This is a genomic window from Streptomyces sp. NPDC126510, assembly GCF_040302345.1.
Classification (GTDB): domain Bacteria; phylum Actinomycetota; class Actinomycetes; order Streptomycetales; family Streptomycetaceae; genus Streptomyces.
Genome location: NZ_JBEORR010000036.1, coordinates 53,131 through 68,737, shown reverse-complemented (window position 1 = coordinate 68,737; position 15,607 = coordinate 53,131). Strand labels below are relative to the sequence as shown.

At 72.3% G+C, this 15,607-nt stretch carries 11 protein-coding genes; 6 read left to right on the top strand and 5 right to left on the bottom strand.

Annotation, left to right across the window (positions count from 1 at the left end; genetic code table 11):
- The 5 genes from ABTX60_RS35835 (at nucleotide 1) to ABTX60_RS35815 (ending at nucleotide 6,758) form a co-directional block, all read left to right on the top strand.
- A complete protein-coding gene (locus ABTX60_RS35835) occupies nucleotides 1-1,599 on the top strand; it encodes a PucR family transcriptional regulator (RefSeq protein ID WP_352101198.1) in 1,599 nt (532 codons plus the stop codon).
- Nucleotides 1,600-1,754: 155 nt separating this feature from the next.
- On the top strand, nucleotides 1,755-2,597 hold the full coding sequence (locus ABTX60_RS35830) for a nitrilase-related carbon-nitrogen hydrolase (RefSeq protein WP_352101197.1): 843 nt from the start codon (nucleotides 1,755-1,757) through the stop codon (nucleotides 2,595-2,597).
- Nucleotides 2,598-2,664: 67 nt separating this feature from the next.
- Nucleotides 2,665-4,068 carry a dihydropyrimidinase gene (gene hydA, locus ABTX60_RS35825; protein WP_352101196.1) on the top strand — a complete coding sequence of 468 codons (1,404 nt, stop codon included), beginning with the start codon at nucleotides 2,665-2,667 and terminating at the stop codon, nucleotides 4,066-4,068.
- 11 nt (nucleotides 4,069-4,079) lie between these two features.
- Nucleotides 4,080-5,102: a TIGR03842 family LLM class F420-dependent oxidoreductase gene (locus ABTX60_RS35820; protein WP_352101195.1), complete on the top strand. Its 1,023-nt coding sequence runs from the start codon at nucleotides 4,080-4,082 to the stop codon at nucleotides 5,100-5,102.
- Nucleotides 5,103-5,237: 135 nt separating this feature from the next.
- A complete protein-coding gene (locus tag ABTX60_RS35815) occupies nucleotides 5,238-6,758 on the top strand; it encodes an NCS1 family nucleobase:cation symporter-1 (RefSeq protein WP_352101194.1) in 1,521 nt (506 codons plus the stop codon).
- A gap of 25 nt (nucleotides 6,759-6,783) precedes the next feature.
- On the opposite strand, the gene ABTX60_RS35810 is transcribed toward ABTX60_RS35815, so the two are convergent.
- From ABTX60_RS35810 to ABTX60_RS35790, 5 genes are all read right to left on the bottom strand, one after another.
- Nucleotides 6,784-7,452 carry a hypothetical protein gene (locus ABTX60_RS35810; protein ID WP_352101193.1) on the bottom strand — a complete coding sequence of 223 codons (669 nt, stop codon included), beginning with the start codon at nucleotides 7,450-7,452 and terminating at the stop codon, nucleotides 6,784-6,786.
- A 220-nt stretch (nucleotides 7,453-7,672) separates the two neighbouring features.
- Entirely contained in the window at nucleotides 7,673-8,563 is an 891-nt protein-coding gene (locus ABTX60_RS35805) for a LysR family transcriptional regulator (protein ID WP_352101192.1), read from the bottom strand.
- 108 nt (nucleotides 8,564-8,671) lie between these two features.
- Complete coding sequence (locus ABTX60_RS35800) at nucleotides 8,672-10,411, bottom strand: FUSC family protein (RefSeq protein ID WP_352101191.1); 1,740 nt, start codon at nucleotides 10,409-10,411, stop codon at nucleotides 8,672-8,674.
- Between the two features lie 87 nt (nucleotides 10,412-10,498).
- Nucleotides 10,499-11,554 carry an AEC family transporter gene (locus ABTX60_RS35795; RefSeq protein ID WP_352101190.1) on the bottom strand — a complete coding sequence of 352 codons (1,056 nt, stop codon included), beginning with the start codon at nucleotides 11,552-11,554 and terminating at the stop codon, nucleotides 10,499-10,501.
- A 128-nt stretch (nucleotides 11,555-11,682) separates the two neighbouring features.
- Nucleotides 11,683-13,386: an NAD-dependent malic enzyme gene (locus ABTX60_RS35790; protein ID WP_352101189.1), complete on the bottom strand. Its 1,704-nt coding sequence runs from the start codon at nucleotides 13,384-13,386 to the stop codon at nucleotides 11,683-11,685.
- Nucleotides 13,387-13,646: 260 nt separating this feature from the next.
- On the opposite strand from ABTX60_RS35790, the gene ABTX60_RS35785 reads away from it, so the two are divergent.
- Nucleotides 13,647-15,473 (top strand): gamma-glutamyltransferase family protein, encoded by a 1,827-nt coding sequence (locus ABTX60_RS35785; RefSeq protein ID WP_352101188.1) that lies wholly within the window; start codon nucleotides 13,647-13,649, stop codon nucleotides 15,471-15,473.
- Nucleotides 15,474-15,607: the final 134 nt, after the last annotated feature.

Sequence of the window (15,607 nt, the reverse complement as noted above, 5' to 3'; positions counted from 1 at the left end):
ATGACCATCACCCTGGATTCCCTGGAGCCCGCGCTGTCGGTGCGGCAGATCCTCACCCTGGAGCGGGTGCTCGCCGGGGAGCCCGAGGTGGTGGCCGGCGCGGGCCATCTCGACCGGCTGGTGCGCTGGGTGCACGTCGCCGAGGCCGCCGACGTCGGCGTGATGCTCAGCGGCGGCGAGATGGTCCTCACCACCGGCGTGCTGCTCGCCGGTGACGAGGACAAGCAGGCCGAGTACGTCCGGTCCCTGCACCGCGCCGAGGCCGCCGCCGTCGTCCTGGGACTCGGCCGCGCCTTCCCCGCGGCGCCGGACGTGATGCGCAGGGCGGCCGAGCGCTGCGGACTGCCGATGGTCGTCCTGCACCGGCCCTTCCCCTTCGCCGACCTGACCGAGGAGGTCCAGTCGCGGCTCGTGCGGCGCAAGTTCGCCGCCGTCAGCCTCTCCGAGGCGGTCCGCACCGAACTCACCGCCCTCATCACCGCCGGCGCCCCGCTGCAGCGCCTGCTCGACGAGGTCGCCCGGCACAGCGCCTGCCCGGTCGTCGTCACCAACCTCGCCCACCGCGTCCTCGGCACGGCGGGGGAGCGGCCCGCGGTGGACGACGTGCTGCGCGACTGGGAGCGCATCGCCCGGCAGGCGTGGGGGCACCACCCAGGCCCTTCAGGCACTGGGGGAGGCACCGAGGGCGACGGCTGGATCCGGGCCGAACTGGGCGGACGCGGGGAACGGTGGGGCCGGATCGTGCTGTGCGGCTACCGCGGCGACACCGCCACCGGACGGCTGCTGGCCGACCGCGCCGCCGAGGCCCTCGTCCTGCACCGCATGCTCGGCGGCGGCGCCACCTGCTCCTGGGAGGAGCAGTCCGCGCAGGGCCTGCTGACCGACCTGGTCAGCGGCGTCGTACCGGCACGGCAACTGCTGCCCCGGGTCCGGGCGGCCGGGCTGCCCGTCAACCGGCGCACCTTCGTGCCGCTGGTCGTCCGCGACGGCGATCCCGCCCGGCTGGAACGCCTGCTGCGGCTGCTGGGCCTGCCCGGACTGGTCGCCGAACTCGCCGACGGGGCCACCGCCGTGCTGCTGAGCGTCCCCCGGGACCAGGACGCGGGCGCCCTCGCCGTGCACTTCGCGACCCGGCTGCGCACCGAGTCCGGCCCGGACCACACGGTCGTCGCCGCGGCGGAACCCCGCGCCGCCTGGGACGACGTCCCCACCGGACTGCGCGAGGCCCAGCACGTGTCGGACGCCGTGGCCGACTCCTCCGCCGTCCTCGACCTTCCACCGGTGGTACGCCTGAAGGACGTCCACCTGCGGGGCCTGATCCGGCTGCTGCGCGACGACCCGCACGTGCAGTCCTTCGCGGAGCGGGAGCTGGACGGGCTGCTGCGCGAGAGCGACGAGGACCTGCTGTCGGTCCTGCGGACCTACCTGGCCACCGGCCGCAACAAGTCCCGCACCGCCCAGCTCCACCACGTCTCCCGGCCCGCCCTCTACCGCCGTCTGGAGGCGATACAGGTCCGGCTCGGGGTGGACCTCGACGACTTCGAGCAGGCCGCCTCGGTGCACATCGCACTCCTCGCGCACGACGCGCAACAGCAGTGAAACACGAGACCACCTGGGAAAACGGCGGTGAAACATGGGTCCGCGAAAGAGTGACACGGTGGCACGCCGCACGCCCTCGGACGTGACACGCTGCAACTCAAAGACGCCCTTCGCCCTCCCTAGGCTCACGGCACACCGAGCGACCGGAGGTCCCGATGAGCCAAGTGATCCGTGCCGCCGTCTTCCAGACCGCCTGGACGGGCGACAAGGAATCGATGATCCAGGTCCACGAGCAGGCGGTCCGCGACGCGGCCGCTCAGGGTGCTCAAGTCCTGTGTTTCCAGGAGCTGTTCTACGGGCCGTACTTCTGCCAGGTCCAGGACCCGGCCTTCTACGAGTACGCCGAGCAGATCCCCGAGGGCCCCATCGTCCGCCGTTTCCAGGCGCTCGCGAAGGAACACGGCATCGTCCTGGTGCTGCCGATGTACGAGGAGGAGCAGCCCGGCGTCCTCTACAACACGGCCGCCGTGATCGACGCGGACGGCTCCTACCTCGGCAAGTACCGCAAGACGCACATCCCCCAGGTCAGGGGTTTCTGGGAGAAGTTCTACTTCCGCCCGGGCAACTCCGGCTGGCCCGTCTTCGACACCAAGGTCGGCCGTGTCGGCGTCTACATCTGCTACGACCGCCACTTCCCCGAGGGCTGGCGCGCCCTCGGCCTCGCGGGTGCCGAGATCGTCTTCAACCCCTCGGCCACCTCGCGCGGCCTGTCCGGCTACCTCTGGCAGCTGGAACAACCGGCGGCGGCCGTCGCCAACGAGTACTTCGTGGGCGCGATCAACCGGGTCGGCGTCGAGGAGTACGGCGACAACGACTTCTACGGCACGTCGTACTTCGTGGACCCGGAGGCCCAGTTCGTCGGCGAGGTGGCGAGCGACAAGGAGCCCGAACTGGTAGTCCGCGACCTGGACATGGCCAAACTCCGAGAGGTCCGCGACCGCTGGCAGTTCTACCGGGACCGGGCACCTGGAACGTACGGTCCGCTGACGGCCCCATAGGGGCGCGGGGAACTGCGCGACCAGCCCCACACGACCCGCACGTCAACACGGCGAGGAGCGAAACAGCATGAGCAGCCGTACAGTCATCCGCGGCGGCCTCGTCATCACCGCATCCGACGAGATCCACGCCGACGTCCTGATCGAGGACGGCCGAATCGCCGCCCTCGCAACCTCCCACACCCCCGCCGCAGAGGCCTTCACGGCCGACCGCACGATCGACGCCACCGGAAAGTACGTCATCCCCGGCGGCGTCGACGCCCACACCCACATGGAGCTGCCCTTCGGCGGCACCTTCGCCTCCGACACCTTCGAGACCGGCACCCGGGCCGCCGCCTGGGGCGGCACCACGACGATCATCGACTTCGCCGTGCAGAGCGTCGGGCACAGCCTGCGCGAGGGACTCGACGCCTGGCACGCCAAGGCCGACGGCAACTGCGCGATCGACTACGGCTTCCACATGATCGTCTCCGACGTCAACGAGCACACCCTCAAGGAGATGGACCACCTGGTCGAGGAGGGCGTCACCTCCTTCAAGCAGTTCATGGCCTACCCGGGGGTCTTCTACAGCGACGACGGCCAGATCCTGCGCGCCATGCAGCGCTCCGCCGACAACGGCGGCCTGATCATGATGCACGCCGAGAACGGCATCGCGATCGACGTGCTGGTGGAGCAGGCACTGGCGCGCGGGGAGACCGACCCCCGCTACCACGGTGAGGTCCGCAAGGCCCTCCTCGAAGCCGAGGCCACCCACCGCGCCATCAAACTCGCGCAGGTGGCCGGCGCACCCCTCTACGTCGTGCACGTCTCCGCGACGGAGGCGGTCGCCGAGCTGGCCCGGGCCCGCGACGAGGGACTGAACGTCTTCGGCGAGACCTGCCCGCAGTACCTGTTCCTGTCCACCGACAACCTCGCCGAGCCGGACTTCGAGGGCGCGAAGTACGTGTGCTCGACCCCGCTCAGGCCGAAGGAGCACCAGGCCGCACTGTGGCGGGGCCTGCGCACCAACGACCTCCAGGTCGTCTCCACCGACCACTGCCCCTTCTGCTTCACCGGTCAGAAGGACCTGGGCCGCGGCGACTTCTCCAAGATCCCCAACGGTCTGCCGGGCGTGGAGAACCGTATGGACCTCCTCCACCAGGCGGTCGTCGACGGGCACATCTCGCGCCGCCGCTGGATCGAGATCGCCTGCGCCACCCCGGCCCGGATGTTCGGCCTCTACCCGAAGAAGGGCACCATCGCTCCGGGCGCCGACGCCGACGTCGTCATCTACGACCCGCACGCCGAGCAGGTCATGTCCGCCGAGACGCACCACATGAACGTCGACTACTCGGCCTACGAGGGCAAACGCACCACCGGCCGGGTCGAGACGGTGCTCTCGCGCGGCGAACCCGTCGTCACCGAGCGGGAGTACACCGGGCACGCCGGGCACGGCGTGTTCACCCCGCGATCCACCTGTCAGTACCTCAACTAGGAGTGGCGCAGATGGACTTCGGACTCGTCCTGCAGACCGACCCGCCGGCCTCGCGGGTGATCAGCCTGATGAAACGCGCGGAACGGAACGGCTTCACGTACGGCTGGACCTTCGACTCCGCCGTGCTGTGGCAGGAACCGTTCGTGATCTACAGCCAGATCCTGGCCAACACCACGACCCTGAAGGTCGGGCCGATGGTGACCAACCCGGGCACCCGCACCTGGGAGGTCACCGCCTCCACCTTCGCCACCCTCAACGACATGTTCGGCAACCGCACGGTCTGCGGCATCGGCCGCGGCGACTCCGCGATGCGGGTGGCCGGCCGCAAGCCCAACACCCTGGCCCGGATCAGCGAGGCCATGAAGGTCATCCGGGACCTCGGCGGCGGACGGGAGGCCGACCTCGGCGGCGGCACCGTCGTCCGGTTCCCGTGGATCAAGCCGGGTGCCGAAGTGCCTGTGTGGATGGCCGCGTACGGTCCCAAGGCCCTGAAGATGACCGGCGAGGAGGCGGACGGGTTCATCCTCCAGCTGGCCGACCTCTATCTCACCGAGTACATGGTCAAGGCCGTGAAGGACGCGGCCGTCGCGGCCGGACGGGACCCCGCCGAGGTGACCGTCTGCGTGGCCGCACCGGCCTATGTGACCGAGGACGACTCGCCCGAGGCGCTCGCCCACGCGCGCGAGCAGTGCCGCTGGTTCGGCGGCATGGTCGGCAACCACGTCGCCGACCTCGTCTCCAAGTACGGCGAGCACTCGGCCGCCGTCCCCGACGAACTCACCGACTACATCAAGGCCCGCGAGGGCTACGACTACTCCCACCACGGGCGCGCCGACAACCCCGACACCCGGTTCGTGCCCGACGAGATCGTCGACCGGTTCTGCCTCATCGGCCCGGTCGAGAAGCACATCGAGAAGCTGGACGCGCTGCGCGCGCTCGGCGTGGACCAGTTCGCCGTCTACGACATGCACGACGCGCAGGAGGCCGTGATCGAGGCCTACGGCTCCCGGGTGATCCCGGCCCTCAACGGCTGACCTCCTCCGCTGCACCCCCTGTGAACTCCCCCTTCCCAGCGGCTCGGGAAGGGGGCCCAGGACGCTCCCGAGCGCACCCCCCATCGGCTCACCGCACGGCCTTTCCCGTCCCACCTCCCCTGATTGGCCCGGCCCATGACCGATACCGCTCCCACGGCCCCACCTCCGACCACCCAAGTCACCCGCGCCGACGGCCGGGTGGAGATCGCCCCGGGTGCCCCCGCACCGACCGGCCCCTACGCCAACGAGGACCTGCTGCCGGTCCCGGTCGAGAAGCGCACCTGGACCACGTACAACTTCTCCGCCCTGTGGGTCGGCATGGCCCACAACACGGCCTCCTGGACCCTCGCCTCCGGGCTCATCGCCGTCGGCATGGACTGGAAGCAGGCGGTGCTCACCATCGCCCTGGCCAACGTGATCGTGCTGATACCGATGCTGCTCACCGGACACGCCGGTCCCAAGTACGGCATACCCTTCCCGGTCTTCGCCCGGGCCTCGTTCGGTATCCGCGGCGCCAACCTGCCCGCCGTCGTACGGGCGTTGGTGGCGTGCGGCTGGTTCGGCATCCAGACCTGGATCGGCGGCGAGGCGATCTACTTCCTGGCCGGCAAGCTCATCGGTACCGGCTGGACGGACGCGGCGAAGGTCGGCGGCTACGCCTGGACCATGTGGCTGTCGTTCGCGATCTTCTGGGCACTCCAGGTCGTCATCATCTACCGGGGCATGGAGACCATCCGCCGTTTCGAGAACTGGGCGGCGCCCTTCGTGCTCGTCGGCGCGTTCGTGATGCTGTGGTGGATGAGTGACAAGGCGGGCGGCTTCGGCCCGTTGTTCGACCAGCCCTCCAAACTCGGCTGGGGCGCCGACTTCTGGAAGCTGTTCGCGCCCGCCCTGATGGGCATGATCGGCTTCTGGTCCACGCTGTCGCTGAACATCCCCGACTTCACCCGCTACGGCAGGAGCCAGAAGGCACAGACCCGGGGCCAGGCCCTCGGCCTGCCGACCACCATGACCCTCTTCGCCTTCCTGTCGGTGATGGTCACCTCCGGCTCCCAGGCCGTCTACGGCGAGGCCATCTGGGACCCGGTGCAGCTCGCGGCCAAGACCGACAACACGGTGGGCCTGCTCTTCGCGCTGGTCACCGTCCTGGTCGCGACGCTCTCCGTCAACGTCGCGGCCAACCTGGTCTCGCCGGCGTTCGACTTCTCCAACATCGCGCCCCGCCGCATCAGTTTCCGGGCCGGTGCCCTCGCCACCTGCGTCCTCGGCGTGCTGATCTTCCCGTGGAAGCTGTACTCCGACCCGCAGGGCTACATCTTCACCTGGCTCGGCCTGGTCGGCGGCCTGCTCGGCACCGTCGCGGGCATCCTCATCGCCGACTACTGGATCCTGCGCCGCGCCCGCCTCGACCTCGCCGACCTGTACCGGCCCGGCGGCCGCTACTGGTACGAGGGCGGCTGGAACTGGCGGGCCGTCGTCGCCTTCGTGGTCGGCGGTGTCCTCGCCGTGGGCGGCGCGAGCTTCAAGCCGCTGATCGACGGCCGTCCCATCCCCGCGCTGGCCGATCTGGCCGACTACGGCTGGGCCGTGGGCCTGGGCACCTCGATGGTTCTGTACCTGACGCTGATGGCCACGCGGGGCCGCGGCACCCGCTGAGGAGGGCCGGCGCGCTGGAGAGCGCTCAGTCCTTGTCGCTCTCCAGCGCGGCCATCGCTTCCTTCGCGGCCTTGATGGCGCCCTTGTTGATCGTGTCCGTGCTCGGCGCCTTCTTCGACTCGAAGTCACTGCCGTTGTAGGTGATCGTCACGAGCGCGTTGGAGGCGCGGGCGAACACGACGCCCTCGCGGGTCTCCTGCTTGTCCTCCGTCGTGAGGTTCACGACGGAGTACGCGCTGTCCCCCAGTCCGGGGACCGCTCCGCCGCCGCTCTGCTTCTCGAGGTGCGCCTGGTACGACTTCTGCGCGGCCTCGTCCGACTCCATGATCTCGTAGGACACGTCGAGCCAGCGGTAGTCGTAGCCCTCGAGGGCGTTCCAGGAGCAGGTGCGGCGCAGCTCCGCGTCCGTGGACGGGATTTCCTTGCCGGCCGTCTTGGCGCCCGGCACCAGCGCCTCGACGGTCTTCTTGGCGACGCTCTGGCACGGGGCGGGCGCGGCCGAGTACACCTTCGGCGCCGTCGACGTCGACGGCGCCGACTCCGAGCGGGTCTCGGTCTTCTCTTCGGCCGGCTTGTGCTCGGCGGCCTGCGGCGCGGCGAGCGGACCGGACGACAGCGCCCAGCCCACCGCGGCGAGCACCACCACCGGGGACAGACGGGCGGTCAGGGCCAGGGGCAGAGGTAGGGAACGCACGGCGCCCTTCAGGTGGGGACGGACGGTGCGGAACGGGTCCGCACGGCGGACGGGACGACAGTGTCACATGCGTCCCTGTGCTGCGGAAGTGCGGCCTCCTCCATGCGTTCCGTGGAACACCGTGCGTGTCGGAGCGGTCGCGCTGCGCCCGGCGCGCTCCGCCGACGCCGCCCGGGACAAGGCCGGACATGCCCCGACTTCCGGTGGCAGGAAGGGACATTCACTCCTCGGTCGACGTCCGCAGCGCGTGGTCGAGGAAGCGCCGGGTGATCGGCGGCACGGCGCGGGAGCTCAGCCAGGCGATGCCGATGTCCCGGGCGCCCCGTACGTCGGTGATCTCCAGGTAGCGGATCGGGGACTCGGAGGCCGCCGTGACGTCCGGCGACGACGGGATCAGGGACACCCCCAGGCCCGCGGCGACCAGACCCCGCAGGGTCTCCACCTCTTCGCCCTCGAAGGCGATGACCGGCGTGAAGCCGGCTTCGCGGCACAGTCCCGCGGTGATGTCACGCAGCCCGTATCCCTGCTTGAGCAGGATGAACCGCTCCTCGGCCACCTCGGCCAGGCGGATCCGGCGGCGTTTGGCCAGCCGGTGCCGGGACGGGACCGCCAGCCGCAGCGGCTCCACCAGCAGGCGCCGCCACGTGATGAGGGGGTGGCCGGGGTCGCTGCTGGTGATGACCAGATCCGCGGTCGTGTCCAGGAGGTGCCGGGTCAGGCCCATCTCGCCGTCCTGGTGCAGTTCGAACTGCGCCTGCGGGAAGGTCTGCCGGAAGTCGGTGACGAGCCGGGGGACCAGCCAGGTGCCCAGGGTGTGCAGGAAGGCCAGCGACACCACGCCCGAGTCGGGGTGGACCATCTCGGCCACGGCTCGCCGGCCCCGGTCGTAGTTGTCGAGCACCCCGTCGACATACTCCTTGAACACCCGGCCCGCCGGGGTCAGGCGCAGCACGCGCCCGACGCGTTGGAGGAGCTCGGCGCCGACCTCGTCCTCCAGCCGCGCCAGGGCGCGGGACAGGGCGGGCTGGGTGATGCCGGCGTCCGTCGCGGCGTCGGTCACCGTCGTTCCCTCCGCGACGGACTGGAAGGAACGCAGCACCTGAAGATCCATGGAGCCATTCTTTCCCGTCATGGGCCGCCGATGACCCAGGCGGCGGCGGCATGGATCACACCGGGTCGAGACCGGACCGGGACCGCTGCCGAGCCGATGCCCGACCTGCTACCGGACCGGGTCCGACGCGCCCGCGACCACGTGCCCCGTCACCTGGTCGCAGAGCTGTTCGGCCGCCGTGATCGCGCCCTCCCAGTCGGGCAGCGGCCGCCCGCGGCGGGCCGGTTCGCGCCGGGCGTGGGCGACCGTGCGGCGCGCCTCGGCCAGCTGGTGGTAGGCGGTACGGCGCAGCGACTGCCGCTGGACCGGGCCCGCTTCCGGCGCGGCGTCGCGGTAGCGCCGCGCGGCGGCGACGGCGGCCTCGGTCTGCGCCTCGGCGCGGTGGGCGGCGGAGTCCGGCCACACCGCGAAGTGCGCGACGAGCACCAGCGCGGACGCCAGTGCCGTGTCCACCACCCGTGTGCCGTACAACGGACGGTGGTCGCCCAGCAGGTCGAGCAGCACGAACACGACGGCGGTCAGGCCCAGCGTGGCGAGCGCGTAGTGGTGCCGCACGCCGATGGCCATGAGCGCGCCGAACACGGCCACGACGCCCACCACGGCGTACGTACCGGTGGCCGCCGCGGACACCGCCCCGATGGCGGCCACCCCGACGATCGTGCCGACGCACCGGTGCAGTGCGCGCGGGAACAGCGGCCCAAAGTCGGGCTTGTAGACGAAGGCCACCGTCATGGGCAGCCAGTAGCCCCGAGGCCGGTGCAGCACCTCCGCGAGCACATGGGCCGCGAGCACGCACCCGGCCAGCAGCAGGGCGTACCGCGCCCGCGCCGCCCGTCCGGGCCCGTCGTGCGCCGGCAGACGCAACTCCAGGTCGGCCCCGTCCGGTTCGGCGTCGACGGCGGTGACCAGGTCGGCCAGGGCGCGCATGCCCGGCGAGCCGGTCACCGGTACCGGCTGCGCCGCAGGGTCCTCCGGGGCCGCGAGGCGGCCCGGCAGCAGGCGCCCGGCCAGGTGCCGCGGTACGCCGGTCAGGGCGGGCGGCAGCGCACGGCCCTCCCACACCACCGCCGTCACGGCCTCGCCCAGCCGTACGGCGTAGTGGAACGCCCGGACGAGATCCCCGGTCCCGTCCCGCTGCCGCCGCCCACGCGGGGCGAGATGAGGGGCCATCACCTCGTGGGCATGGTTCAGTGCCAGCGTCATCCGCAGGCGGGCCTCCTCGGCGGCCTCGGTGCCCGCCGCGGTCAGCGCCTCGCCCGCGCTCCGGTACACGGCGAGCACGGCGGCCCGTTCGACGTGGTACCGGCGCCACAGCCACGGCGCAGCGGACAGCACGAGGACGAGCGCGACACCGGCCAGCAGCGCCAGCGGCGGCTGCCACCACGGCCCCGGCACCGGGATGCCGCTGCCGATCGTGACACCGAGCAGCAGGTGCATGCCCGACACGGACGCGATCCGCCCGCGCAGGCCGACACCGCCCGCCACGAGCGCGGCCGTCACCAGACACCCCGCCACCGCCGCCGGCTCCCCGCTGCGCAGGGCGACTTCGCCGGCGAGCAGGCCGAGCGCGCTGGACACCCCGGTCCAGCCCAACCGCCGCACCCGGACCCGGTACGGATCGGAACCATCCTGGCTCACCCCCCACAGGGCGCCGATGGCGGCGATCGCCGAGAGCACGACCCACCCGGTGGCGAGCCCGACGAGCAGGGGCAGAGCGAGCGCGACGGCCCCCCGCGCCGCCGCGGCGAACGGCAGGGATCCGGGCAGGCGGCCGAGAACGGAGCGCGGCCACCACGGGCGCGACGGGCGGCGCGGACGGTCCGGTCGCGAGTCTGCGGCTGGTGTCATGAGGCCGTGTCCTTTCGGGGTGATCGGCCGGAGGCCGGGTGCGGAGCGCACGAGGCGTTTGCCCCGGCGGCGTGGCCCCGGCCGAGGTCAGCCGATCAGCTCGATGAGCAGGGGCAGGGTGACGAAGGAGAGGAGCAGGCTCAGTACGACGGCGGACCCGATGGTCCGCACGTCCTCGGCCGAGCCGTGCCGGGCGGCGAACATCAGGGGGACGGGCGAGACGGGGAACGCGAGAATCAGCGCGGCCTGGGCGGCGACCGCCTCGGAGGTCAGGAGCAGCCCCGTCCCGTAGACGAGCAGGGGCAGGACGACCACGCTGGTGAGCGAGACCGCCCACACGGCGGGGGACAGCGCGGGCCGGCCGATCCGGGCGACGGAGACGCCGACGTACAGCAGGGCAGTCGCCGAGGCGGCGCCCGCCAGCAGACTCAGAGCGGAGTCGGCGATCTCCGGCACACCGACCCCGGCGACCGACAACACCAGGCCCAGGACGGGACCCCAGCAGAACGGCTCGCGCAGCGCGTGCCCGACGGTGCGCGGCACGGAGGGGCGCGGGCCGGGCGAACCGGCTTCGGCGGCTGCCGGCCGGGCGGCCGCCTCGGGCGCACCCCCGCCGACGGTGGCCAGGACGGGCCGCCGTGCGGGGGCTGCCCCGGCGGTGACCGCCCCGGGCTCCGGATGTTCCGGCATGCCGAGGAGGATCAGGACGACCGGGTCGAGAACGACGTTGACGATGATGCCCGCGACGGCGATCGGCACGGCGGCCTCCGCGGTCCCGAACAGGCCCCCCAGGATGGACGTGCCCATGAAGGCGTATTGCGGCTGGACGCACGCCAGCGCGAACAGCGCCGCCCGCCTCAGCGGCCGGCGGGCCGCGAGGCGCAGCACGCCCAGCAGGACGGCGTACACGGCGAGAAACCCCAACGCCAGCAGGCCCACCAAGGGCAGTTGCTCGACCAGCACGTGCCGCGGCGTCTGCCAGATGCTCAGCAACAGGGCTGCGGGAAGCGCGAGTTGCATGGTCAGCTCGCGCAGTGCCTGGGCACCGCCCGCGTCGAAGAGCGCCCGGCGGCCGGTGCCGTAACCGACCAGGATGAGGAGGAAGACCGGCACCACGACGGTGAAGATCTCGGCGAAAGACATGACTGCGTCAATCCTTTGGAGCAAGGCGGGGGCGCGACCGTGCGGGCCGGTGACGGTGTGTCAGAGAGCCGGGGGAGTCCGGTCGGCGCCCCCTTGGGGGGTGGGGAGCGATACCCGGGCTGAGCCCGTCAGACGGCCTCGATCGGCGGGTACACCGGATGCCACATGGCCGCGCGGACGCGCTCCTCGACCGTGTCGTCGGCGCTCTCCCGGGCGACGCCGTCGGCGACCGCGGCGCGGGCCACGGCCACGGCCACCGCCACGGAGGTGTCGCGCAGCCGGTCGATCGGGGGCAGGATCGGCGCGCCGGGTGCCGTGGGGTCGGTCTGGTCCGCGATGGCGCGGGCCGCGGCCACCAGCATGCCGTCGGTGATCCGCTCGGCCCGGACGACGGCGGTGCCGAGTCCCAGACCGGGGAAGACCAGCGCGTTGTTGGCCTGGCCGATGTGGTGGGTGACGCCGTCCGTCTCCACCGGCTCGAAGGGGCTGCCGGTGGCGATCAGGGCCCGGCCGCCGGTCCAGGCGAGCAGGTCGGCGGGGACGGCCTCGGCCAGCCGCGTCGGGTTGGACAGGGGAAGGATGACCGGACGGTCGATGTGGGCGGCCATGGCCCGGACGATGTCCTCGGTGAAGGCGCCGCCCTGCCCCGAGGTGCCGATCAGGACGCTCGGGCGCACCCGGTCGACGATCTCCGCCAGCGGCACGCCACCGAGGTTCTCGTCGTGCCGCCATCCGGTCACTTCGGCGCGGCGGCGGGCGAAGGGCATGTGGAAGTCCCGGAGCCCCTGCTGACCCTCGGTCAGCAGGCCGTGGCGGTCCACGGCCCAGATGCGCTCCGCGGCCTCCCGCGGCGTCAGCCCGTCGGCGATCATCGCGTCACGGAGCTGCTCGGCGATCCCGATGCCGGCGGTTCCGGCACCGAAGAGCACCACCCGGTGGTCGCGCAGGGCGGCACCGCCGGCGCGCACGCCGGAGAGCACGGCGGCCAGATTGACGGCGCCGGTGCCCTGGATGTCGTCGTTGAAGGTGAGCGTCTTCTCGCGGTAGCGGTCCAGGATGCGGCGGGCGTTGGACGAGCCGAAGTCCTCCCAGTGCAGCAGGGCGTCGGGGAACAGCTTGGTGGCCGCGGCGACGTAGGCGTCGATGAAGGCGTCGTAGCGGTCCCGGTCGGCGCGCGGGTGCCGGTTGCCCAGGTACAGCGGGTCCTCCAGCAGCTCCTGCCGGTCGGTGCCGACGTCCAGCATCACCGCCAGGGTGCGGGCCGGGTCCACTCCGGCGGCGGCCGTGTAGACGGCGAGCTTGCCCACCGCGATGTCGATGCCGCCCACTCCCCAGTCACCGATGCCGAGGATCGCCTCGCCGTCCGTCGCCACGATCAGGTCGACGTCGTCGGCGCCCAGTCCGGAGGCGCGCAGGGAGCTCTCGATGGACTCGGGGTCGTCCACCGAGAGGTACACGCCGCGCGGGCGGCGGTACTCGTAGCTGTAGCGCTCGATCGCCGTACCGACGGTCGGGGTGTACACGATCGGCAGCATCTCGCCGAGATGGTCACCGAGGAGCCGGTGGAAGAGCACCTCGTTGCGGTCCCGCAGCGCCGTCAGATAGACGTTCTTGGCGAGATCGTCGGGCTGGGAGCGGAACTGCGTGTAGGCGCGGGCGGCCTGCTGGTCCTGGGTCAGGACCTGCGGCGGCACCAGGCCGGTCAGCCCGAGCTCCTGCCGTTCCCGCCGGGTGAAGGCCGTACCCCGGTTCAGACGCGGACTGTTCAGGACGGAGTGTCCGCGCTCGCTCGTCCGGATGACACCGTCGACGGTGCTCCTCTCTGTGCCCATGATGACTCCTCAGAAGGTCGGGACCGGGGACTCGTTCCAGAGTGTGACGCTGCGTGTCATGCGTCCAATGCCTGACATGACGGAGATCCATAACCTCAGGACATTCGAGCCTTGACCTGCGGTTTTTCGCGGGCGGGGAGTCGGCTGGGCTGCTGACTGTGATTGACGTCGCCCGGGCGGGGGCAGCGAAGGGGAGGGGGGTTCCGGACCCGACGGCTCCGGCCCCCGGTCCGAGTCCCGAGGCCCCGGTGAGAGGTCAGATGTTCACCACCCGCCCCACCCTCCAGGGCACCTTCGGCATGGTGTCCTCCACCCACTGGCTCGCCTCGCAGTCGGCGATGGCCGTCCTGGAGAGCGGCGGCAACGCCTACGACGCCGCCGTGGCGGGCGCGTTCGTGCTGCATGTCGTCGAGCCCCACCTCAACGGCCCGGCCGGTGAGGTGCCGATCCTGCTCGCCCCGGCCGGTGGCGAGGTGCGGGTGCTGTGCGGGCAGGGCGTCGCACCGGCCGGCGCGACCGTCGCGCACTACCAGGACCTCGGACTGGATCTCGTCCCCGGCACCGGGCCGCTCGCCGCCGCCGTGCCGGGCGCGTTCGACGCCTGGATGCTGCTGTTGCGCGACCACGGCACCAAGTCCCTCGACGACGTCCTGGCGTACGCCATCGGCTACGCCGAGCACGGGCACGCGCCCGTGGAGCGGGTCGGCGAGACCGTCGAGACCGTGCGCGAGCTGTTCGAGACGGAGTGGACCTCCTCTGCGGACGTCTACCTCCCCGGCGGCAAGGCACCCCGCCCCGGCGAACTCTTCGCCAACCCCGCACTCGCCGCCACCTGGAAGCGCCTGCTCGCCGAGACGGCGGGCGCGGGCGACCGGGAGGCGCGGATCGACGCCGCCCGGCAGGTATGGCGCACCGGCTTCATCGCCGACGCCCTCGTCCGCCAGGCCGGGCGCCCCACGAGGGACACCAGCGGAGAGCGCCACACCGGCACCCTCACGGCACCCGACCTCGCCGCCTGGTCCGCGACCTACGAGACCCCGGCGACATACGACTGGAACGGCTGGACCGTGTGCAAGCCGGGCCCCTGGAGCCAGGGCCCGGTCCTCCTCCAGCAACTCGCCCTGCTCCCGCCGGAACTGCCCCCGTACGGTTCGGCCGACTACATCCATCTCCTGGTGGAGAACTGCAAGCTCGCCATGGCCGACCGGGAGGCCTGGTACGGGGACGTCGCCGACGTGCCCCTCGACGACCTGCTGTCCGACGCGTACAACACGCCCCGCCGCGCCCTCGTCGGCGAGCGGGCCGGCAACGACCTGCGGCCCGGCAGCCCCGGCGGACGCACCCCGCGGCTGTGCGCGCACGCGCGCGTCGCGGCCGCCGCACAGGAGGGCTTCGACGCCCTGGGTGCCGGCGAACCGACCGTCGCCAAGAGCCCGGCGTCCCCCGTCCCGGGCGAGCCGGAGATCCTCGCCGACGGGACCACCCGCGGCGACACCTGCCACCTCGACGTCGTCGACCGCTGGGGCAACATGGTCTCGGCCACGCCCAGCGGCGGCTGGCTCCAGTCCAACCCCGTCGTGCCCGAACTCGGCTTCCCGCTCGGCACCCGGCTCCAGATGACCTGGCTGGAGGAGGGCCTGCCGAGCTCCCTCACCCCCGGCCGCCGCCCCCGCACCACCCTGACGCCCTCGATCGCGCTGCGCGACGGTGTGCCCGTCATGGCGTTCGGCACGCCCGGCGGGGACCAGCAGGACCAGTGGCAGCTGCACTTCTTCCTCGCGGTCGCCCTGCGCGGCCCCGTGCGCGGCGGCCCCGACCTCCAGGGCGCGATCGACGCCCCGAACTGGCACAACGACAGCTTCCCCGGCTCCTTCCACCCGCGCGGCATGCGCCCGGGCAGCGTGACCGTGGAGTCCCGCACCGACCCCGCCGTCGTCGGGGAACTGCGGCATCGCGGCCATGACGTGACCGTGGGCGGCCCCTGGTCGGAGGGCCGGCTGTGCGCGGTCGCACGGGACCCGGAGACGGGCGTGCTGTCGGCGGCGGCGAACCCGCGCGGCATGCAGGGGTACGCCGTGGGCCGGTGATCCGCGGAGAGCCGCCCACGCCCGGCCGTCCCCGCTGCCCGCCCACGCGCGTGGCACGCAGCGGCCTCCGGCCACGCCCCGGCCGCCCCCGCTGTTCATCGCGCTGCCACCCGGAGTGCACCCGGCGGGCAGGG

Bases quoted from the DNA above. Each gene is read 5' to 3' on its own strand.
- ABTX60_RS35815 (WP_352101194.1), top strand. From the start codon at position 5,238: ATGACCGATACCGCTCCCACGGCCCCACCTCCGACCACCCAAGTCACC.
- ABTX60_RS35805 (WP_352101192.1), bottom strand. From the start codon at position 8,563: ATGGATCTTCAGGTGCTGCGTTCCTTCCAGTCCGTCGCGGAGGGAACG.
- ABTX60_RS35830 (WP_352101197.1), top strand. From the start codon at position 1,755: ATGAGCCAAGTGATCCGTGCCGCCGTCTTCCAGACCGCCTGGACGGGC.
- ABTX60_RS35835 (WP_352101198.1), top strand. From the start codon at position 1: ATGACCATCACCCTGGATTCCCTGGAGCCCGCGCTGTCGGTGCGGCAG.
- hydA (WP_352101196.1), top strand. From the start codon at position 2,665: ATGAGCAGCCGTACAGTCATCCGCGGCGGCCTCGTCATCACCGCATCC.
- ABTX60_RS35820 (WP_352101195.1), top strand. From the start codon at position 4,080: ATGGACTTCGGACTCGTCCTGCAGACCGACCCGCCGGCCTCGCGGGTG.
- ABTX60_RS35790 (WP_352101189.1), bottom strand. From the start codon at position 13,386: ATGGGCACAGAGAGGAGCACCGTCGACGGTGTCATCCGGACGAGCGAG.
- ABTX60_RS35785 (WP_352101188.1), top strand. From the start codon at position 13,647: ATGTTCACCACCCGCCCCACCCTCCAGGGCACCTTCGGCATGGTGTCC.
- ABTX60_RS35795 (WP_352101190.1), bottom strand. From the start codon at position 11,554: ATGTCTTTCGCCGAGATCTTCACCGTCGTGGTGCCGGTCTTCCTCCTC.
- ABTX60_RS35800 (WP_352101191.1), bottom strand. From the start codon at position 10,411: ATGACACCAGCCGCAGACTCGCGACCGGACCGTCCGCGCCGCCCGTCG.